This is a genomic window from Pseudomonas sp. PDM21, assembly GCF_014852505.2.
Classification (GTDB): domain Bacteria; phylum Pseudomonadota; class Gammaproteobacteria; order Pseudomonadales; family Pseudomonadaceae; genus Pseudomonas.
The window spans coordinates 5,828,079-5,848,288 of the sequence record NZ_CM181223.1; the positions used below are offsets into that span (position 1 = coordinate 5,828,079).

A 20,210-nucleotide genomic window follows, 5' to 3' on the forward strand; every position below is an offset into this window, starting at 1 on the left:
CAAAAAAGGAGCACCACCGATGACCGCGAACCAACTGCCCGAAAGCCAGCGCCAGCGCTGCGAAGTGTGGACCCGCGTGATGGGCTATCACCGCCCGGTGACGGCGTTCAACGCCGGCAAGCAATCCGAGCACCGCGAGCGCCGCCACTTCCGCGAGACGCGATGAGCAGTACGCTCAGGGTCGGGGGCCTGGTGCCCCTGACCACCCTCGACTACCCCGGGCTGCTCGCCTGCGTACTGTTCTGCCAGGGCTGCGCGTGGCGCTGCCGCTATTGCCACAACCCGGAGCTGATCCCGCCGCGCGGCGAAGCGGAGATCCCCTGGGACGCCATTCTCGCCTTCCTCCGGCGACGCCAGGGCCTGCTGCAGGCCGTGGTGTTCAGCGGCGGCGAGGCGACGCTGCAGAACACGCTACCGGAGGCCATGGCCAGCGTGCGCGAGATGGGTTTCCGCACCGGGCTGCACAGCGCCGGCATCCGCCCGGAGGCCTTCGCCCGCGCGCTGCCCCATGCCGACTGGATCGGCTTCGACGTGAAGGGGCTGGCCGAGGACATGGACGCCATTACCGGCGCGAAACGCAGCGGGCTGGCCAACTGGCGCAGCCTGGAGCTGTTGCTGGAGAGCGGCGTTGGCTACGAGTGCCGCACGACTGTGCACTGGCAATTGTTCGATCTGGGACGCCTGCGCCGACTGGCCACGCGATTGCGCGGGAGGGGTGTGGATAACTTCGTCGTGCAACTGGCCCGCAGCGACCGGCAACTCGATCCCGAGCTGATCGCCACACCGGCGCCCCATGGCGCGCTCGACCTCTGGCAGGAGCTGCACGCGCTGTTCCCATCCTTCGAACTGCGCGAAGCCTGACCCCAACGCTCCCACGAAGAGCAAGAAAAAGCCCCGCCGGAGCGAGGCTTTTGCTCAACGTGTTGCCGGGAGATCAGGACGACAGGTAAGCCGAACGGGTCAGCCCCAGACGCAGCGCGTCGAGGAACTGCGTACGCTCGCGCGCGGTGAGCTTGGCCCCGGCGACCTTGTCGCGGTAGTGGGTCATCAGCTCCTCGGGCGACAGGTGCACGTAGCGCAGCATGTCCTCGATGGTGTCGTGGGTCTCGATGCCGGCGTGGTAGTAGCTGCCGTCGGCGTTCTGGTAGACGTTCACCGAGTCGGTGTCGCCGAACAGGTTGTGCATGTCACCGAGGATTTCCTGGTAGGCGCCAACCAGGAAGGTGCCGATCAGGTAGTCCTCGCCTTCCTTCACGTCGTGCACCGGCATGCTGGTTTCGATGCTCTGCTCGTCGACGTACTGGGTGATCTTGCCGTCGGAGTCGCAGGTCAGGTCCTGCAGCACCGCGCGGCGGGTCGGCTCCTCGCCCAGGCGATGGATCGGCAGGATCGGCAGCACCTGGCCGATGGCCCAGGTGTCGGGCAGGCTCTGGAACACCGAGAAGTTGCAGATGTACTTGTCGGCCAGCTTGTCGTTCAACTCGTCGAGCACCTGGCGGTGCGAACGCTGGTGCGCCTTGAGTTGGTTGTGCAGGCGACGGCAGATGGCGAAGTAGCACTGCTCGGCCAGAGCCTTCTGCGCCAGGCTGATCTTGCCCTCGGCGTACTGCGCGGCGGCGTCGCTCATGTAGTGGGTGGCGCGCCAGTAGGTCTCGGTGACCATTTCGGCGTCGGTCGGACCGAGCAGATCGGCCAGCCACTGGACGATCTCCGGCTGTTCGGCGAGGTCGGTGATCTTCGGCACTTCGTCGTTGTGGCGCTCGACATCGGTGACCTGGGTGATCAGCACCGCGTGGTGAGCGGTCAGCGCGCGGCCGCTCTCGGAGAAGATGTGTGGATGCGGCAGGCCCTGCGCGTCGCAGAACTCCTTGAGCATGCCCACCACCACACCGGCGTAGTCATCGATGTCGTAGTTGATCGAGCTGGCGTTGCGCGAGTGGGTGCCGTCGTAGTCAACGCCCAGGCCGCCGCCGACGTCCACGTGGTCCACCGGCAGGCCGAGGGCGCGCAGTTCGCCGTAGTAGCGGATGGCTTCCTTGAAGCCGTGCTGGTAGTCGGCAAGATTCGCGATCTGCGACCCCATGTGGAAGTGCAGCAGGCGCACGCCCTGGTCCAGGCCGGCGGCGCGGAAGCGGTCGACCACCGACAGCAGCTGCGCGGCGGACAGACCGAACTTGGCCTTCTCGCCACCGGTGTCTGCCCACTTGGACGAAGCCAGCGAGGACAAGCGCACGCGCAGGCCGACCTGGGGCAGCACGCCCACGTTGGCGGCCTCCTCGATCACCAGCTGCACCTCGGATTCCTTCTCGATCACGATGAACACGTTGTGGCCGAGCTTCTGCCCCATGAGTGCCAGCTTGATGAACTCGCGGTCCTTGTAGCCGTTGCAGACGATGGTGCCGCCCTTGGGGGCCAGCGCCAGCACGGCCATCAGCTCGGGCTTGGAGCCGGCTTCCAGGCCGATGGAGACGTTCTGGGTGGCGATGATGCTTTCCACCACCGCTTCCTGCTGGTTCACCTTGATCGGGTACAGCGCGGTGTAGCGGCTGGTGTATTCCAGGCGCGCGATGTTGGCGTCGAAGGCACCGGTGAGCTTGCGCACGCGGTCCTGGAGGATGTCCGGGAAGCGCACCAGCAGCGGCAGCGACAGGCCCGCCTCGCGCAGCTGCTCGACCAGCGCATGCAGATCGATCGGCTGGGCATCGGCGCCCTGCGGGCGAACTTCCACGTTACCGGCGTCGTTGATGGCGTAGTAGCCAGCGCCCCAGTGGCGAATTCCGTAGATGCTGCGGCTGTCTGCCACGGTCCAGTTGCTGCCGTCGTCTTTGCGGGTCCGTCTAGCGGCCATGCGGGGTGGTCTCCTCAGATTGCGCGAATGTGTGCAGGCGCCCGCCCGGCGTGCGGGTGAGTCGTCAAGGCCTGGTGGAGTAAACCTAGCCGGGCCTCGTGACGTTGCCGTGTTGACCGCCGGGCTTGGCGGTAAGTTTAGGAAAATCCGACGACACGCCCAGGGCGCGCCGATAAATCTCCCATCTAGGGAAAGGGCTTGCCGGCCATACGCGGGGCGCGCATCGCCTGGAACCCGTTCTCGACAGGGGAGAGTCGCCTGTCAGTTGAGACAGACAGCGGAAGACGGCTCAGCCGCCGGATTTCTTCGCCTTGAGGCCGCGTTTGGTCAGCTCTTCGAGCAGCAGGTCGACGTGGTCGCCCTGGATCTCGATGATGCCGTCCTTCAACGCGCCACCCGTGCCGCAGCGCTTCTTCAGCGCCGTGGCCAGGTCCTTCAGCGCATCGGCCGCCAGCGGCACGCCGGTCACCGTGGTCACGGTCTTGCCACCGCGGCCCTTGGTTTCCCGACGCACGCGAGCGATGCCATCGCCGGCCGGAATCTCGGCCTGCTTGCAGATGCACGCGCCAATGGGCTGATTGCAGTCCGGGCAATGCCGGCCGGAATCAGTGGAGTAGACGAGCCCGCCGAGGGCGGACAGGGAGGATGCTTTCTTGACCACCGGGCGTTTCCCCAGGATTGGCCTCTTCGGGCCAGGTCAACGAATGGCCGGCTGGCGCCGACCGCGACGCCCCACTCAGGCAGGGGCTGCGCAATTCCCGGCGGAGGACCCTGCCGGAAAGGTCGCGCAATTTAGCAGCATTGAAGGCAAATGCTAAGAGCGAAAATGCGTCATTGATCGGCGGTTTGGCGACATGCCGGCGCAGCAGGGTTGTTGCAGGAGCGAGCTTGCTCGCGAACAAGCCCCGCTGCGAAGCCATTCGCGAGCATGCTCGCTCCTACGAAGAGCAGCCCGCAATGGGTTGGAGGATCAGAAACTGACCAGGTACTTGCGCAGCGCCGCCAGCGAGTCCGGGCAGTAAGGCGTGCCCGCCTTGGCCTCGGCCAGCGCCTGGTGCGGGTCGATGAATTTCGCTTCCAGCACCTCTTCGGGCTGCAACTTCAGCGGCGCATCGGACACGGCGGAGAACACCGCGCACCACAGGCGATTGTCCGGCTGGTCGAAGAAGAAAGTGCCGTGGGCGCGCAACTCTACGCCCGCGATGCCCAACTCCTCTTCCAGCTCGCGGGCGGCGGACCCGGCGTAGCTCTCGTCGGCCTGCACCATGCCGCCGGCGGCCGGGTCCCAGTAGCCGGGATAGACCGCCTTGCTCAGGGTGCGGCGGTGCACGCACAGCTCACCGGCAGAGTTGAACAGCAGGATGAAGGTGCCGCGGCCGATCAGCCCGCGCGCGCGCAATTCGGCGCGCGGCAGGCTGCCCAGCAGCTGGTCGTCTTCGTCGACCCAGGCGATCTTCTCGGCGTCCGAAGCCGCCCGGTGGGCGGCCTCCTTGTCGCTGATGCCAGCCATGGATCAGCCCTGAGCCAGCAGCTGACGCAGGTCGATGATCGCGGCGTTGGCGCGGGAGATGTAGTTGGCCATCACCAGCGAGTGGTTGGCCAGCACGCCGAAGCCGCTGCCGTTGAGGACCATCGGGCTCCACAGCGGAGCCTCGGCGGCCTCCAGCTCGCGGATGATCTGACGCACGCTGACAGTGGCGTTCTTCTTCGCCAGCACGTCGGCGAAGTCCACCTCGATGGCGCGCAGGATGTGCGACAGCGCCCAGGCCTGGCCACGGGCTTCGTAGAACACGTTGTCGATCTGCATCCAGGGGGTTTCCTGGATCACTTCCTCGACTTCCGGCGCCTGGCCGGGGGTGACCGGCTGCATCGGCGTGATGTTGGTGTTCAGCTTGACCCGGCCGACGCTGGCCGAGAGGCGCTGGGACAGCGAGCCCAGGCGGGTGGAAACGTCACCCAGCCAGTTGTTCAGGCTGTCGGCGCGGGCATAGAACTGCGCGCCGGCCGGGTCGGCGGAGAGACGGCCCAGGTAACGGTCCAGGGACTTGATGCCCTCGGCGTATTCCGACTCGGAGGACGGCAGCGCCCAGCTCTTGTTGTCGAAGTTGAAACGCGGCTCGGCGCGTGCCAGGTCAGCGTCCTCGGTGGACTGCGACTGGGAGCGGGCGAAGTCCTTGCGCAGCGCGCGGGACAGATCGCGCACCTGGACCAGGGCGCCGTATTCCCAGCTGGGCATGTTGTCCAGCCAGACGCCCGGCGGGAAGATGTCGTTGGACAGGTAGCCGCCCGGCTTGTTGAGCAGCGTGGCGACCACTTCCTTGAGGGTTTCCACCGTGGTATAGCCCACCACCATCTGCCGGCCAGCGCGCTCGGCGGCGGCCTGGGCGTTCTGCTGCACGGGGAAGAGGTCCGGCTCCTGGCTCCAGTACCAGCCGATCGCGCCGCAGATCACCAGGTAGACGCCCAGCAGACCGCCGAGCACGCGGCCCAGCCAGGGGCCGCCGAAATAGGCGCGCGCGTCGTCCACCGAGTCGTTCACGCGGTCACGCACGGAGCCGCGTTTCTTCCAGTTCCACATGGCAAGTTCCTTGATGTCCCGAATTCGAAGATAGCTTGGACCCGCAACCGGCCCCAGGGTGCCGGGATTTTAGGCCGCTGTGCGCAAGCATGCCGCACGCAGGCGGGTCGGCGCAGCCTACCCTGCGCATGGTGCTGGTTAATGCTGCGAAATACAAAGCTTCGGATGTTTGACCGAAGGCACTGTTATTGCCATCAAGGATTGGTAGCATAGGGCCACCACTGTGTATCACGGCGGAAACATGTTCGCCCCGCAGGCCGCCGGTACGGCTCTATAAAGAAGCGCGCGATGACCGAGCTCGACGATCCATCCCTCGACCGCCTCAAGCATCACTTCGCCCAGCGGGTGATCCACCAGGCGCGTCACCTGCTGGAAGTCTGGCAGCGCCTGTCGCGGTCGGAGTGGAACAGTGCCGGCATGGCCGAGCTGGCCGAGGCCTGCCTGCGTCTGCAGCGCTATGCCGAACGTTTCGAGCAGGCCGAGCATGCGGACCTGGCCAAGGCCATCGACCAATGCCTGCGCGCCGTGCAGGACAATCGCGGGCGTCTCTCCAGCGAGCTGATCACCGAACTCAACCGCCTGATGCAGCGCCTGTCGCGCACCGGCCTGCGCCACGGCGACCAGTTCGAGCAGACCAACCTTCCGCCACTGCGCAAGCCGGTCTACCTGGCCCTGCAGGACCAGGAGCGCGCCGAGCGCCTGGCCCAGCAGCTGGAATTCTTCGGCATGGCCGCGCAGCCCTGCGAGCACGCCAACGCCTTCCGCGCCGCCATGGCCGACCGCCATCCGGCCGCCATCGTGATGGAAATCGACTTCGCCAACGGCCAGGGCCTGGCGCTGGCCGACGAGGCCCAGGCCGGCCTCAAGCAGAAGCTGCCGGTGCTGTTCTTCAGCCATGAGGAAACCGACACCCCGACCCGCCTGGCCGCTGCCCGCGCCGGTGGCCAGGACTTCTTCAGTGGCGCGCTGGACGCCTCCGGCCTGCTGGAGAAGATCGAGACGCTGACCCGCGTGGCCCATTACGAGCCGTTCCGCGTACTGATCGTCGACGACTCCCGCGCTCAGGCCGCGCATACCGAGATGGTCCTCAACAGCGCCGGCATCGTTACCCGCGCGCTCACCGCACCGCTCTCGGTGATGGCCGAACTGGCCGAGTTCCAGCCGGACCTGATCATCCTCGACATGTACATGCCCGAGTGCCTGGGCACCGAGCTGGCCAAGGTGATCCGCCAGCACGAGCGCTATGTGAGCGTGCCGATCATCTACCTGTCCGCCGAGGACGACCTGGACAAGCAGCTCGACGCCATGAGCGAAGGCGGCGACGACTTCCTCACCAAGCCGATCAAGCCGCGCCACCTGATCGCCACCGTGCGCAACCGCGCCGCCCGCGCGCGCAGCCTGAAGGCGCGGATGGTGCGCGACAGCCTCACCGGCCTGTACAACCACACTCACACCCTGCAGTTGCTCGACGATGCCCGCTTCCGCGCGCGCCGCGAGGAGCGTCCGCTGACCTTCGCGATGCTCGACATCGACCACTTCAAGCGGGTCAACGACACCTATGGCCACCCCATGGGCGACCGGGTGATCAAGAGCCTGGCACTCTTCCTCAAGCAGCGCCTGCGCAAGACCGACCACATCGGCCGTTACGGCGGCGAAGAGTTTGCCGTGGTGCTGCCGGACACCGATGCCGCCTCGGCGCACAAGGTGCTGGAGGAAATCCGCCAGCGCTTCGCCGAGATTCACTACCCGGCGCAGCCCCACGACCTGTCCTGCACCTTCAGCTGCGGCATCGCCGAGCTGGGCGAGGAGATGGACATCAAGACCCTTGCCAAGCAGGCCGACGAGGCGCTGTACACCGCCAAGCACGGCGGCCGCAACCGCGTCGAGGTCTACAAGTAACACCCACCAGCGGTCCGGCGCGGCGCTCTGCCGCGCCACTTCCCGACCGAATGCTGGCACCGTGTCATCAGCCAGTAACGAAACTGCAATAGGTTCAGGGCTCGCCGTTTTTTCGCTGTCGGTCGAGACCTGCCATGCGCCTCAAGCTGCTCACCAACCTCAACACCTTCCTGCTCCTGCTCGTCTGCCTCGCGCTGGGCGCCACCCTGTGGTGGTCGCAACGCGCCCTGGAGCGCCCGTTCACGCTGATGGACCGCTACCTGGAGCTCTCCCAGGGCTTCGAGCGCAAGGTCGCGCAGAACATCCAGGCGTACCTCGCCAGCGGCGACGCGCTCAAGCAGAAAGCCGCCCAGCAGGGCCTGGACGAACTGGCCCAGGAGCTGCCGCAACTGCCGGACAGCCTCAGCCAGCTGCTCGGCCAGAGCCTCGACGAACTGCGCCAGTTCAGCGGCAACCAGTTGCTCGCCGCCGGCAAGCTTGCCGGCGACCCGCAGGGCCTGCTGCTGCAGGCCGAGCGTGACCTGCTGGCCGCGCTGGACCAGCTCGGCACTTACGCCGACGCCAGCCAGAACCCCGCCGCCGCCGAGTACCGCACGCCGCTGCTGCAAGCCGGCTTGCACCTGACGCGCCTGGCCCACGCCCGCGCCAAGCTGGTGGAAAGCGGCAACCCGGCGCTGGCCGAAGACATCCAGCGCGAGCTGGAAACCCTGCGCCAGCTGGCCGAACGCATCGACGCCCTGCCCCTGCTCGGCGTGCTGGAACAACAGGCCTCCGCCTCCGACGACTTCGCCGCGATGATGGGCCTGGAATCCCAGCCAGCCGCTGCGCAGGCGCAGAGCGAGGACCGTGGCGTCACCTTGAAGCGCGACCTCGCCAGCGTGCTGCGCCGCTACCCGGATGAGCTGAACCGCACCCGCCAGCTGATCGCCCAGCGCCAGGAGCTGGCCAATGCCACCGCCCAGCGCCTGGGCGCCGTGCAGCAGGCGCTGGCGACCCTGGAGCCGCAGGTGCGCGAGGAGCGCTCGAAGATCCAGACCCAGGTGCGCATCATCCAGGGCGCGCTGATCGCCCTGATCCTCGCCACCGCGCTGCTTATCGACACCCTGCAACGCCGCCTGGCGCGCGTGCTCGGCCAACTGGTCCCGGCGCTCTCCACCTGGGCCCGTGGCGACTTCGCCAAACCCATCGCCCTGGCCACCCGCACCCGCGACCTGGTGGAGCTGCAGGAATCGCTGAACCGCCTGCGCGACTTCCTCGGCACCCTGGTCGGCACCATCCACCAGCGCGCCGAGGAAGTGGCCGGCAGCAGCCGCGCCCTGGCCGAGCTCAGCGGCGGCCTGCACGCCGGAGCCGAGCGTCAGGCCAGCGATACCGGAGAAATCCGCGACGCGCTGGGCAACATGGAAGCGGCGATCCAGCAGGTGGCCGGCGATGCCAGCCAGGCCGCTTCGGCCAGCCACGCGGCCGGTACGGCCGTCGAGCAGGGCCAGCAGGTGATCGGCAACAGCCTGAGCGGCATGCGCGCGCTGGTGGACGAAGTGCAGAGCAACGCCCAGGCCATCGAGAACCTCGCCGAGGAGTCCGCCACCATCGGCAACGTGCTGGGGGTGATCCGCTCCATCGCCGACCAGACCAACCTGCTGGCGCTCAACGCCGCCATCGAGGCTGCGCGGGCCGGCGAGCAGGGCCGTGGGTTTGCCGTGGTCGCCGAGGAAGTGCGCTCGCTGGCCCTGCGCACCACCGGCGCCACCGAGGAAATCCAGCAGCTCACCGCGCGCCTGCAGCAGGCCGCACGGCAGTCGGTGGACGCGATGCGTAGCCAGGTCGAGCACGCGGAAGTCACCGCCAACCAGGCTGGCGCCGCCGAGGGAGCGCTGGACGAAGTGGTCGGCGCCATCCGCACCATTGCCAGCATGGCCGAGCGCATCGCCGAAAGCTCCGCCCAGCAGAGCGGTGCGGTCAGCGAGATCCGTTCGCACAGCGAGCGCATCCACGAACTGGGCAGCGAGAACCTGCGCCTGATCGGCCAGGGCCGCAGCCAGGGCGAGCAGTTGCAGGAACTGGGCGGTGCGTTGCACACCGCCGTGCGGGCGTTCCGTGTTTGATAGTTCCGTATCCGTCGGATCAACTTTTCGTGCCCGGGCAAGCCCTCACCCCAACCCTCTCCCAAAGGGAGAGGGGGCCGTATGTGCCGGCTGACGCCACGGTTTCATCCTGCAGCGAACAGTCCCCTCTCCCGCTTGCGGGAGAGGGTTAGGGTGAGGGGCCTTTGATCTTTTAGAAGCGCCTCATCAGCACTCCTGCAAGATCAATTCATCAACGCTCGCCCAGCTTGTGCCGCGCCGCGTACAGGCAAACCATCTCCATCGCCAGGGTCGCTCCGGCCAGGGCGGTGATCTCGGCGCTGTCGTAGGGCGGCGCGACTTCCACCACGTCCATCCCCACCAGGTTGATGCCACGCAACGCGCGGAGGATTTCCAGCGCCTGGTGCGAACTCAGCCCGCCACAAACCGGCGTGCCAGTGCCCGGAGCGAAGGCCGGGTCGAGGCAGTCGATGTCGAAGGTCAGGTACACCGGGTTGTCGCCCACTTGCGCTCGAATGCGCTCGGCGATGGCCTGCGGCGTGTTGCGATGCACCTCGCGGGCGTCCAGCACCTGGAAGCCCATCACGTCGTCGTTGGTGGTGCGCAGGCCGACCTGAACCGAGCGCGCCGGGTCGACCAGCCCCTCGCGGGCGGCGTGGTAGAACATGGTGCCGTGGTCGATGCGCTGGCAATCCTCGTCTGGCCAGGTGTCGCTGTGGGCGTCGAAGTGGATCAGCGACAGCGGCCCGTGCTTCTTCGCGTGGGCCTTGAGCAGCGGGTAGCTGATGAAGTGGTCGCCGCCCAGAGTCAGCAGCGCGCAGCCGGCATCGAGAATGCGCGCGGCGTGGGCTTCGATGACGTCCGGGGTTTCCTGCGGCACGCCGTGGTCGAAGGAGCAGTCGCCGTAGTCGATCACCGCCAGGTGGTCGAAGGGGTCGAATTCCCAGGGGAAGTGCCGGGCCCAGGCCATCTGCACCGAGGCGGCACGGATCGCCCGCGGTCCGAAGCGGCTGCCGGGGCGGTTGGTGGTGGCGGTATCGAAGGGCACGCCGCTGACCACCAGATCGACGCCGCGCAGATCGCGGCTGTAGCGGCGGCGCATGAAGCTGGTGATGCCGGCGTAGGTGGATTCGGCGGCGGTGCCGTAGAGGCTGTCGCGGGTGATGGCCTGGTCGTTGTCTTGGGCGAGATCCATGGCTTCCTCATTTTTTAGTAATCGGTTGGTCACGGTGATTCAGGGAACGTCCGCTACGTAGGGCGCATAACCTGGAACAGGTTATCCGCCCTACAAAAGCCTGCTCCTCAGCTACGGGTACGGAACGCCGACCACAGCCGGGTGCGCTCGCGTTGCTGTTTCAAGGTCAGCAATTGCTCGCCGAACAGCTTTTGGCGCATGGCGGGCGCCGGGTAGACGTCCGGGTCGCCGGCGACATCGGCATTCAGCAATGGCGTGGCCTTCAGGTTGGCGTTGGCGAAGTACAGGGTGTTGGTCAGCTCGACGATGGAATCCGGGCGCAGCATGAAGTCGATGAAGGCGCGTGCTTCCTGCGGGTGTGGCGCGTCCACCGGGATGGCCATGGTGTCGAACCAGATCAGCGTGCCCTCCTTCGGAATCCGGTAGATCACCTCGAACGGCTTGTTCGCCTGCTTCGCCTGCGCAGCGCCCATCAGCGCGTCGCCGGTGTAGGTCAGGGCGACGCACAGCGTGCCGTTGGCCAAGTCGTTGATGTGCTTGCCGCTGGCGATGTAGCGCACGTTGGGTTGCAACTTCTCCAGCAACTGGCGGACCTCGGCCAGGTCGGCCGCGTCGGTGCTGTACGGCGACTTGCCCAGATAATTCAGCGCCACGCTGATGACTTCCTGCGGCGAATCGATCAGCGAGATGCCGCAGTCGGCCAGACGGCTGGCGTACTCGGGCTTGAACAGCAGGTCGAGGCTGTCCAGCGGTGCGTCGGGGATGCGCTTGAGCACCTCGTCCTTGTTGATCGCCAGGCCCACCGTGCCCCAGGTGTAGGGCACGCCGAAGCGATTGCCGGGGTCGATGGCGGCCAGCTTGGCCAGCAGGTCCGGGTCGAGGTTGGCGAAGTTCTTCAACTGCGCGTCGTCCACCGGCTGTACGGCCCTGGCCTGGATGGCGCGGGCCAGCCCGCTGCTGGCGGGAAAGACAACGTCGTAGCCGCTGCGGCCGGTCATCAGTTTGCTGTCGAGCACCTCAGCGCTGTCGAAGGTGTCGTATTTCACGCGGATGCCGGTTTCCTTCTGGAAGCGTTGCAGGGCATCGGCGCCGACGTAATCCGCCCAGTTGTAGAGGTTGAGCACCCGCTCCTGCGCCTGCAGGGGCATGGCCAGGGCCACGGCCAGCACCGTGAGAGAAGCCCGGAAGAACGCACGCATGATCATCGCCTCGGGGTTGTTGTGGTTATGGGGCGAGCATGGGGCGGGCTTTACTTTGTAAAAATACAAAGTTAATTACTTTGGCATTTCCCTTTGACAATGTTTGGAGACGGCCATGCTCAGCCAATTGCGCGACCTCGACCTGCAACTGCTGCGGCTGTTCGTCACCGTGGTGGAATGCGGCGGCTTCAGTGCCGCGCAGGGCGAACTGGGGCTGAGCCAGCCCAGCATCAGCATCCAGATGGCCAAGCTGGAGACGCGCCTGGGCTACCGCCTGTGCGAGCGCGGCAAGGGCGGCTTTCGCCTGACGCCCAAGGGCGAGCACCTGCTGCAATCGACGCGACGCCTGTTCGTCGCCATCGAGGGCTTCCGCGACGAGGCACGCGGTGTCGCCGACAAACTACTGGGCGAGGTGCGCATCGGGCTTTCCGAAGGGCTGGACGTGGAGGTACTGGCGCAGCTGTCCGGGGCCATCCGGCGTTTCCGCCAGCGCAATGAAGCCGTCAGCCTGGAACTAATCACCGCCACACCCGCCGAGCTGGAGCGCCTGCTGCTGCAGGACCGCCTGCATCTGGCAGTCGGCTATTTCGCCGGGACCCAGGCGGCGCTGGAACATGTCGTGCTGTTCAGCGAACCCCAGGGCCTCTACTGCGGCGCCGGGCACCCGGCCTTCAGCGAGAAGAAACCGACCCGCGACTCCCTCGCCGACGCCGACCAGGTCCTGCACCCCTACCGCTTCATCGCCGCCGACGAGCCGCTGCAAACCAGCCGCAGCAGCGCGCGCTGCGAGCAGGTGGACGGCAGCCTGGCGTTCATCCTCTCCGGCGCGCACATCGGCTACCTGCCCAAGCATGTCGCCCAGCCGTGGATCGAGCGTGGCCAGCTGCGCGAACTGCTGCCCGGCGAACTGGGCTTTGACGTGGCCTTCAGCCTGACCCGCCACCGCGGCCGCCATCCCGGCGACGCCGAGCAGGCCTTCGTCAGCGATCTGTTGACAGCCTTCGGCCAGCACGCGGCCGATTGACGCAGCGGCGTCGCGGGAACCGGGACTCGCAGGCGCAGTCCCACAGCGTCTATCACTTCTTGTGACAGCTGATCCGGCAACGCCTCGGGCCGCGCCGGAAGCTTTCCGCTATCATGCCCGCCACCCTGTAGTCCGCGAGATGTCCATGCGCCGCCTGCTCACCCTGCTTCTGCTCCTGGTCGCCCTGCCCGCTTCCGCCGGCCTGTTCGACAAACCCGCCGACAAGGGCGGCTTCGCCGTCGGGCAACCAGCCAAGGGCGACTTCCTGCCGGTGGCCGAGGCCTTCCGCGTCAGCGTCGAGGACAGCGACAGCCAGCAGGTGAAGCTGCGTTTCATCAACGCCGACGGCTACTACCTCTACCAGCATCGTTTCAGCTTCAAGGTCGAGCCCGCCGACAGCGGCGTGAGCGTCGGCGAAGTGAAGCTGCCGCCAGGCAAGCAGCACCACGACGACTACTTCGGCGACACGGTGGTCTACTACGCCATCACCGACATCGACGTGCCTCTGGTGAACCCGCAGCACAAGCCCTTCACCCTGGTCGTCAGCTACCAGGGCTGCGCCGACAAGGGCCTGTGCTATGCGCCGGAAACCACCCGCCTGCAGATCGCCGACGGCCAGGCCGCCAGCGTGGTGACCGGCCCCGCACCTTCCGCCGCTGCCAAATCCTCCGCCACTTCGGCCAACCCGCTGGCCAGCCTGCTGGGCGACCACGAGCCGGGCAAGATCAAGAAACTCGGCCGCGCGCTGGCGATCTTCTTCCTGCTGGGCCTGGCGCTGACCTTCACCCCCTGCGTACTGCCGATGCTGCCGATCCTCTCCGGCGTCGTGTTGCGCGGTCGTCCGGGCGGCATGCGCGGCCTGGCGCTGTCGCTCGCCTACGTGCTGCCGATGGCCGCCTGCTATGCGGTGCTCGGCACCCTGATGGGCCTGTTTGGCGCCAAGCTCAACCTGCAGGCGATGCTGCAGTCGCCCTGGGTGCTGATCCCCTTCGCGGCGTTCTTCGTGGTCTTCGCCATCGCCATGTTCGGTGCCTTCGAGCTGCGCCTGCCGGGCTTCGTGCGCGAGCGTCTGGACAAGATGGCCAACAACACACGCGGCGGCTCCATCGCCGGCGCGGCGACCCTGGGCGTGCTCTCCAGCCTGCTGGTATCGCCCTGCGTCACCGCCCCGCTGGCCGGCCTGCTGCTGTACATCAGCAGCACCGGCGATGCGGTGGGCGGCGGCCTGCTGCTGTTCTCCCTGGGCCTGGGCATGGGCACGCCGCTGGTGATCTTCGCCGTCGGCGGCGGCGCGTTGCTGCCCAAGAGCGGCGCCTGGATGAACGGCGTGCGCAACGTCTTCGGCGTGATGCTGCTGGCCGTGGCCATCTGGATGCTCGACCGCATCGTCTCTGGCCCGGTCTCGCTAACGCTCTGGGGCACCCTGGCCGGCGGCATCGCCCTGGCCATCGGCACCCTCGAACTGGGGCCGAAGAAGCCGCTGCAGCGCCTCGGCCAGTTGTTCGGCCTGATGCTGCTGGTCTACGCCGTGGCCGCCTGGACCGGCGCCCTGCGCGGAGAATCCGATCCGCTGCACCCGCTGGGCCGCAGCGGCGTCAGCGTCCACGCCGGCCCGCCCAGCTCCACCCCCGGCGACTGGCAGAACATCACCACCCCGGCGCAGCTCAACGCCGCGCTGGCCAGCGCCCAGGCCGCCGGTCGGCCGGTGCTGCTGGACTGGTACGCCGACTGGTGCATCAGCTGCAAGATCATCGAGCGCCAGGTACTGCCGGCGCCGGAAGTGCAGTCGCAGCTGCCCGGCTTCGTCCTGTTGCGCTTCGACATGACCGCCAGCACCGAGGAGCAGCGCGCCCTGCTCGACCGCTACAACCTGTTCGGCCCGCCCGCGCTGCTGTTCTTCTCGACAAAAGGCGACGAATGGAGCGACCTGCGCATCATCGGCGAGACCGACGCCGCCACCCTCGCCGACCGTCTGAAACAGGCTGGAACGCGCTCCTGATCACAATTTGATTGCAATGGTTTTGCCGTAATCGGCTGGCAACATGCTGACATCTACGGCAAAACCCGCATGACTGGACAGTCACGCCAGCTTTCCGGCATAGTCCCGCCCTATCTTTTCCCGCCAAGAACAAGGACTACCGCATCCAGATGGCGACCTTACTGGTACTGCACGGGCCCAACCTCAATCTGCTGGGCACCCGCGAGCCCGACAAGTACGGCTCCGTCACCCTCGAGCAGATCAACCAGGACCTGGAGCGCCGCGCCCGCGAGGCCGGCCACCACCTGATGCACCTGCAGAGCAACGCCGAGTACGAACTGATCGACCGGATTCACGCCGCGCGCAACGAAGGTGTGGACTTCATCCTCATCAATCCGGCCGCTTTCACGCATACAAGTGTCGCTCTACGTGACGCATTGCTCGCAGTGAGCATCCCATTCATCGAAGTGCACCTCTCCAACGTGCACAAACGTGAACCTTTCCGGCATCACTCCTACTTCTCCGACGTGGCGGTAGGGGTGATCTGCGGTCTGGGAGCCACAGGCTACCGCCTGGCCCTGGAATCCGCCCTCGAACAACTTGAACGCCCGTGACCTCACCTGGGAGAGCGAACACTGATGGACATCCGTAAAGTCAAGAAACTGATCGAACTGCTCGAAGAATCCGGCATCGACGAACTGGAGATCAAAGAGGGCGAAGAGTCCGTACGCATCAGCCGTCACAGCAAGACCGCCGCCCAGCCGATCTACGCTGCCGCCCCGGCCTACGCTCCGGCCCCGGCCCCCGCTGCCGCTCCGGTCGCTGCCGCCGCCCCGACCGCTGAAGCCGCCCCGGCTGCCCAGAACCTCGCCGGCGCCGTGCGCTCGCCGATGGTCGGCACCTTCTACCGCGCAGCCTCGCCGACCTCCGCCAACTTCGTCGAAGTCGGTCAGAGCGTGAAGAAAGGCGACATCCTCTGCATCGTCGAAGCCATGAAGATGATGAACCACATCGAGGCCGAGACCAGCGGCGTGATCGGTCAGATCCTCGTGGAGAACGGCCAGCCGGTCGAGTTCGACCAGCCCCTGTTCACCATCGTTTAAACCGCGGGGAACCTGCGATGTTGGAAAAAGTACTGATCGCCAACCGCGGCGAAATCGCGCTGCGCATCCTGCGCGCGTGCAAGGAGCTGGGCATCAAGACGGTGGCCGTGCACTCGACCGCCGACCGCGAGCTGATGCACCTGTCGCTGGCCGACGAAGCGGTCTGCATCGGTCCGGCCCCGGCCGCGCAGTCCTACCTGCACATACCGGCGATCATCGCCGCGGCCGAGGTTACCGGCGCCGTGGGTATCCACCCCGGCTACGGCTTCCTCGCCGAGAACGCCGACTTTGCCGAGCAGGTCGAGCGCTCGGGCTTCACCTTCATCGGCCCCAGCGCCGACGTCATCCGCCTGATGGGTGACAAGGTGTCCGCCAAGGACGCCATGAAGAAAGCCGGCGTGCCGACCGTACCGGGCTCCGACGGCCCGCTGCCCGAGGACGAAGAAACCGCGCTGGCCATCGCCCGCGAGGTTGGCTACCCGGTGATCATCAAGGCCGCCGGTGGCGGTGGTGGTCGCGGCATGCGCGTCGTGCACAAGGAAGAAGACCTGATCAAGTCCGCCAAGCTGACCCGCACCGAAGCGGGCGCGGCCTTCGGCAACTCGATGGTCTACCTGGAGAAGTTCCTGACCAACCCGCGTCACGTGGAAGTCCAGGTCCTCTCCGACGGCCAGGGCAACGCCATCCACCTGGGCGACCGCGACTGCTCCCTGCAGCGTCGTCACCAGAAGGTGCTGGAAGAAGCCCCAGCCCCGGGCATCGACGAGAAGGCCCGCGCCGAAGTGCTGGCCCGCTGCGTCCAGGCCTGCGTGGAAATCGGCTACCGTGGCGCCGGCACCTTCGAGTTCCTCTACGAGAACGGCCGCTTCTACTTCATCGAGATGAACACCCGCGTGCAGGTGGAGCATCCGGTGTCGGAGATGGTCACCGGTATCGACATCGTCAAGGAAATGCTCAGCATCGCCTCGGGCAACAAGCTGTCGATCAAGCAGGAAGACGTGGTCATCCGTGGCCATGCGCTGGAATGCCGGATCAACGCCGAAGACCCGAAGACCTTCATGCCCAGCCCCGGCAAGGTGAAGCACTTCCACGCACCGGGCGGCAACGGCGTGCGCGTGGACTCGCACCTGTACAGCGGCTACGCCGTACCGCCGAACTACGACTCGCTGGTGGGCAAGATCATCACCTACGGCAAGGACCGCGATGAAGCCATGGCGCGCATGCGTAATGCGCTGGACGAGCTGATCGTCGATGGCATCAAGACCAACACCGAGCTGCACAAGGAGCTGGTCCGCGACAAGGAGTTCTGCAAGGGTGGCGTGAACATCCACTACCTGGAGAAGAAGCTGGGCATGGACAAGCACTAAGCCTGCCCTGCTCCGCCTCGCTCCACCACAAGGGCTGCCTCCGGGCGGCCCTTGTGCTTTGCGGCCCCTGCACGCTGGCATGGCAGGGTGCCGTGCAGTAAGCTTGCCGCCTTTATCTGCGGGCCGCCGAGGCGGTCCGTTGTCTTTTCCAGCTCCATCCCGGCACGATCGAGGTACCGCCCCATGCCCTGGCTTCAAGTCCGACTCGCCATCACCCCGGATCAGGCGGAAACCTATGAAGATGCGCTGCTGGAAGTCGGCGCCGTCTCCGTGACCTTCATGGACGCCGAAGACCAGCCGATCTTCGAGCCGGACCTGGGCACCACCCCGCTGTGGAGCCACACCCACCTGCTCGCACTGTTCGAGGCCGACACCGACGAAACTTCGCTGATCGCCCACCTGACCCTGCTCACCGGCGGCGAACTGCCAGAGCACCAGATCGAGCGCATCGAGGACCAGGACTGGGAACGCAGCTGGATGGACAACTTCAAGCCGATGCGCTTCGGCCGCCGCCTGTGGATAGTCCCCAGCTGGCACGAGGCTCCGGAGCCGGAAGCGGTGAATCTGCTGCTCGACCCGGGCCTGGCCTTCGGCACCGGCACTCACCCGACCACCGCGCTGTGCCTGGAATGGCTCGACGGCCAGGAGCTGGCCGGCCAGCAGGTGCTGGATTTCGGCTGTGGCTCGGGCATCCTCGCCATCGCCGCGCTGCTGCTGGGCGCCGAGCAGGCGGTCGGCACCGACATCGACCCGCAGGCGCTGGAAGCCTCCCGCGACAACGCCTCGCGCAACGGCATCGACCCGGCGAAATTCCCCGTCTACCTGCCCGCTGATCTGCCCAAGGCGCAGGCGGACGTGCTGGTGGCGAACATTCTGGCCGGTCCGCTGGTCACATTGGCAGAGCAGCTCACCGGGCTGGTGAAATCCGGTGGCCTGCTGGCCCTTTCGGGCATCCTCGCCGAGCAGGCCGAGGAAGTACGCGCTGCCTACGCCGACGCCTTCGACCTCGACCCGACCGCCGAGCGCGATGGCTGGATCCGCATCAGCGGCCGCCGCCGCAGAGTGCCCGCCGTACGGGGCTTGAGTTAGACTAACCGCCAGATTTTTCCGCCGGACCGCCGCATGAGCGAAAGCTTCATCACACAGTGCCCCCATTGCCAGACCCGTTTCCGCGTCAACTCGGCGCAACTGGGCGCGGCCAGCGGTGCTGTGCGCTGCGGAACCTGCCTGAAAGTCTTCAGTGCGCCGCAGAACATGGTCGGCGAGCCGACCCAGGTTCCGGCGCCGGCAGTTGCGGCGATACCGACCGCCGCAGCCCCGAAAGCTGCCCCGGCACCGGAGCCGGCCGCGCCGCCTGCGCCACCGAAAGCCCCGGAGCCGATCGCAGCCGCGCCCGCTCCCGCGCCGGCCTTCGACACCTTCACTCCCGAAAAGCCGGCCGCACCGAGCGCTCCTGGCACCGCCACCCTCGGCTGGCCGCTGGCACCCCACGCCGCGCGGCACTCCAGCGATGTGGCGGAAAAGCCCGCCGTCGCCGAGCCGAAGGTAGAAGCAAAACCGGCACCGGTTGCCGAACCTGCCCCGGCCGTCGCCGCGACCATGGTGATCGCCCCGGCAGCGACCGTGACCAGCGAGCCACCCAAGCTTGCTCCTGCACCGGCAGCCGGAAAAAAAGACGAGACGCTGTGGATTCACGACGATCTCGACCTGGACAGCCTCAACCTCGACGAGGAACTGGCCAAGCTCGACGAGTTCGAGTTGTCCCAGGAATTCCTCAGCATCGACCGCGCACCGCGCCCCAGCGAAGCCCTGCAGACCCGCCAGGAAGAGAAGCGCGACCCGCACGACGAGCGCTGGGCCGAAGCCCTGATCGAAGAGGAACAGAACGGCACAAGTCGCACTTCCCGTCAGGAGCCCAGCTTCGGCCGGCTGCCCGTCGAGGAACCAGAGGAGCCGCCCGCCAAGGCGCGCCTGGTGGCCGACAAGGAATCCGAGCCGGAGGAGCCCGAGGAAGAGCCGGAGCACGAACCGCGCATCGACCCGCCCCCCCTTCGCGCTGAGAGCGACGACGAGAAACTTCCAGCCTTCAGCGCCCGCCGTGATGACGATGAGCCTGACGATGAAGACGAGGAGCCGCCGCTGGCCGACCAGCGCGGCGACAGCCGGCGCGCCGATCCAGGCCTTGGCAATGGTGGCCTGAACGACCTCAGCGATGAACCCCTGCAACTCGACTGGCAGAAACCGAAGAGCCGCTGGGGTCGCCGTCTGTTCTGGCTGCTGCTGGTATTGCTGGCCCTGGCCGGCCTCGCCGGCCAGTACATCGCCTATCACTTCGACGAATTGGCCCGCCAGGACCAGTACCGCCCCTGGTTCGCCCAGGCCTGCCCGGAGCTGGGCTGCACCCTGCCCTCCAAGGTCGACGTGGAGCAGATCCGCAGCAGCAACCTGGTGGTGCGCAGCCACCCGGACTTCAGCGGTGCGCTGGTGGTGGACGCGATCATCTACAACCGCGCCAACTTCTCCCAGCCCTTCCCGCTGCTGGAGATGCGCTTCGCCGACCTGAACGGCCAGCTGATCGCCAGCCGCCGCTTCAAGCCCAGCGAGTACCTCTCGGGCGAGCTGGCCGGGCAGAGCGAGATGCCGCCGCAGACGCCGATCCACATCTCCCTGGACATCCTCGATCCGGGTCCCAAAGCGGTGAACTACAGCCTGAGCTTCCACTCGCCGGAATAACCCGGCGAGTAGCTCAAAGCGCCTGAGAGCGCCAGTTCCGCTCGTCTTCCAACCTGGGGTACTAAGCCCGGGATTGTTCAGAATTTATCCAAAATCGCCTTTATCCGGTCATCGAGAGCGGGTATCATGCCCTCCCTTTTTTGCTAGCACCGGTGGCAGGCCCCGAAAGCACCCGCGAGTCTTGTAACGCGCGGCGCCTCGG

At 66.8% G+C, this 20,210-nt stretch carries 17 protein-coding genes; 11 read left to right on the forward strand and 6 right to left on the reverse strand.

From position 1 onward, the window contains the following. Positions 1-19: 19 nt before the first annotated feature. Positions 20-166 (forward strand): anaerobic ribonucleoside-triphosphate reductase, encoded by a 147-nt coding sequence (nrdD, locus tag IB275_RS26965; protein WP_015479043.1) that lies wholly within the window; start codon positions 20-22, stop codon positions 164-166. Then, positions 163-861, forward strand: a complete 699-nt coding sequence (locus IB275_RS26970) for an anaerobic ribonucleoside-triphosphate reductase activating protein (protein ID WP_192292836.1) — start codon at positions 163-165, stop codon at positions 859-861. Before nrdD ends, IB275_RS26970 begins: the two co-directional genes overlap by 4 nt. A gap of 73 nt (positions 862-934) precedes the next feature. Here the strand turns inward: IB275_RS26970 and speA are convergent, their stop codons facing one another. The 4 genes from speA to IB275_RS26990 form a co-directional block, all read right to left on the reverse strand. Beyond that, positions 935-2,848 (reverse strand): arginine decarboxylase, encoded by a 1,914-nt coding sequence (gene speA / locus IB275_RS26975; RefSeq protein ID WP_081515617.1) that lies wholly within the window; start codon positions 2,846-2,848, stop codon positions 935-937. Between the two features lie 289 nt (positions 2,849-3,137). Then, entirely contained in the window at positions 3,138-3,509 is a 372-nt protein-coding gene (locus IB275_RS26980) for a translation initiation factor Sui1 (protein ID WP_015479046.1), read from the reverse strand. A gap of 309 nt (positions 3,510-3,818) precedes the next feature. Beyond that, the gene (locus IB275_RS26985) at positions 3,819-4,358 is read right to left on the reverse strand and encodes an NUDIX hydrolase (protein ID WP_192292838.1); all 540 of its coding nucleotides are present in this window, start codon (positions 4,356-4,358) and stop codon (positions 3,819-3,821) included. A 3-nt stretch (positions 4,359-4,361) separates the two neighbouring features. After that, a complete protein-coding gene (locus tag IB275_RS26990) occupies positions 4,362-5,426 on the reverse strand; it encodes a DUF2333 family protein (protein ID WP_045216423.1) in 1,065 nt (354 codons plus the stop codon). Between the two features lie 288 nt (positions 5,427-5,714). Between IB275_RS26990 and IB275_RS26995 the strand changes: the two genes are divergently transcribed. Both IB275_RS26995 and IB275_RS27000 read left to right on the forward strand, forming a co-directional pair. Next, a complete protein-coding gene (locus IB275_RS26995) occupies positions 5,715-7,325 on the forward strand; it encodes a GGDEF domain-containing response regulator (protein WP_192292840.1) in 1,611 nt (536 codons plus the stop codon). A gap of 1,517 nt (positions 7,326-8,842) precedes the next feature. Further along, positions 8,843-9,430 carry a methyl-accepting chemotaxis protein gene (locus IB275_RS27000; protein WP_405308126.1) on the forward strand — a complete coding sequence of 196 codons (588 nt, stop codon included), beginning with the start codon at positions 8,843-8,845 and terminating at the stop codon, positions 9,428-9,430. 211 nt (positions 9,431-9,641) lie between these two features. Here IB275_RS27000 and speB read toward each other — a convergent pair whose 3' ends face one another. Both speB and IB275_RS27010 read right to left on the reverse strand, forming a co-directional pair. Then, positions 9,642-10,604, reverse strand: coding sequence for an agmatinase (gene speB, locus IB275_RS27005; RefSeq protein ID WP_192292844.1), 963 nt, complete (start codon positions 10,602-10,604; stop codon positions 9,642-9,644). A gap of 107 nt (positions 10,605-10,711) precedes the next feature. Then, positions 10,712-11,803, reverse strand: a complete 1,092-nt coding sequence (locus IB275_RS27010; RefSeq protein ID WP_412548189.1) for a polyamine ABC transporter substrate-binding protein — start codon at positions 11,801-11,803, stop codon at positions 10,712-10,714. Positions 11,804-11,918: 115 nt separating this feature from the next. Here IB275_RS27010 and IB275_RS27015 point away from each other — a divergent pair, with 115 nt between their 5' ends. The 7 genes from IB275_RS27015 to IB275_RS27045 all read left to right on the forward strand — a co-directional run bounded on the left by IB275_RS27015 (position 11,919) and on the right by IB275_RS27045 (position 20,008). Beyond that, the gene (locus IB275_RS27015) at positions 11,919-12,827 is read left to right on the forward strand and encodes a LysR family transcriptional regulator (RefSeq protein WP_192292848.1); all 909 of its coding nucleotides are present in this window, start codon (positions 11,919-11,921) and stop codon (positions 12,825-12,827) included. A gap of 145 nt (positions 12,828-12,972) precedes the next feature. After that, a complete protein-coding gene (locus IB275_RS27020) occupies positions 12,973-14,826 on the forward strand; it encodes a protein-disulfide reductase DsbD (protein WP_192292850.1) in 1,854 nt (617 codons plus the stop codon). A 149-nt stretch (positions 14,827-14,975) separates the two neighbouring features. Next, positions 14,976-15,419 carry a type II 3-dehydroquinate dehydratase gene (gene aroQ, locus IB275_RS27025; RefSeq protein ID WP_015479055.1) on the forward strand — a complete coding sequence of 148 codons (444 nt, stop codon included), beginning with the start codon at positions 14,976-14,978 and terminating at the stop codon, positions 15,417-15,419. A 24-nt stretch (positions 15,420-15,443) separates the two neighbouring features. Further along, complete coding sequence (accB, locus tag IB275_RS27030) at positions 15,444-15,908, forward strand: acetyl-CoA carboxylase biotin carboxyl carrier protein (RefSeq protein ID WP_192292852.1); 465 nt, start codon at positions 15,444-15,446, stop codon at positions 15,906-15,908. Between the two features lie 17 nt (positions 15,909-15,925). Next, positions 15,926-17,275: an acetyl-CoA carboxylase biotin carboxylase subunit gene (gene accC, locus IB275_RS27035; RefSeq protein WP_045216407.1), complete on the forward strand. Its 1,350-nt coding sequence runs from the start codon at positions 15,926-15,928 to the stop codon at positions 17,273-17,275. Positions 17,276-17,458: 183 nt separating this feature from the next. Next, positions 17,459-18,364 carry a 50S ribosomal protein L11 methyltransferase gene (gene prmA / locus IB275_RS27040; RefSeq protein WP_192292854.1) on the forward strand — a complete coding sequence of 302 codons (906 nt, stop codon included), beginning with the start codon at positions 17,459-17,461 and terminating at the stop codon, positions 18,362-18,364. 33 nt (positions 18,365-18,397) lie between these two features. Next, positions 18,398-20,008, forward strand: a complete 1,611-nt coding sequence (locus IB275_RS27045) for a DUF3426 domain-containing protein (protein ID WP_192292856.1) — start codon at positions 18,398-18,400, stop codon at positions 20,006-20,008. The last annotated feature ends 202 nt before the right edge of the window (positions 20,009-20,210 follow it).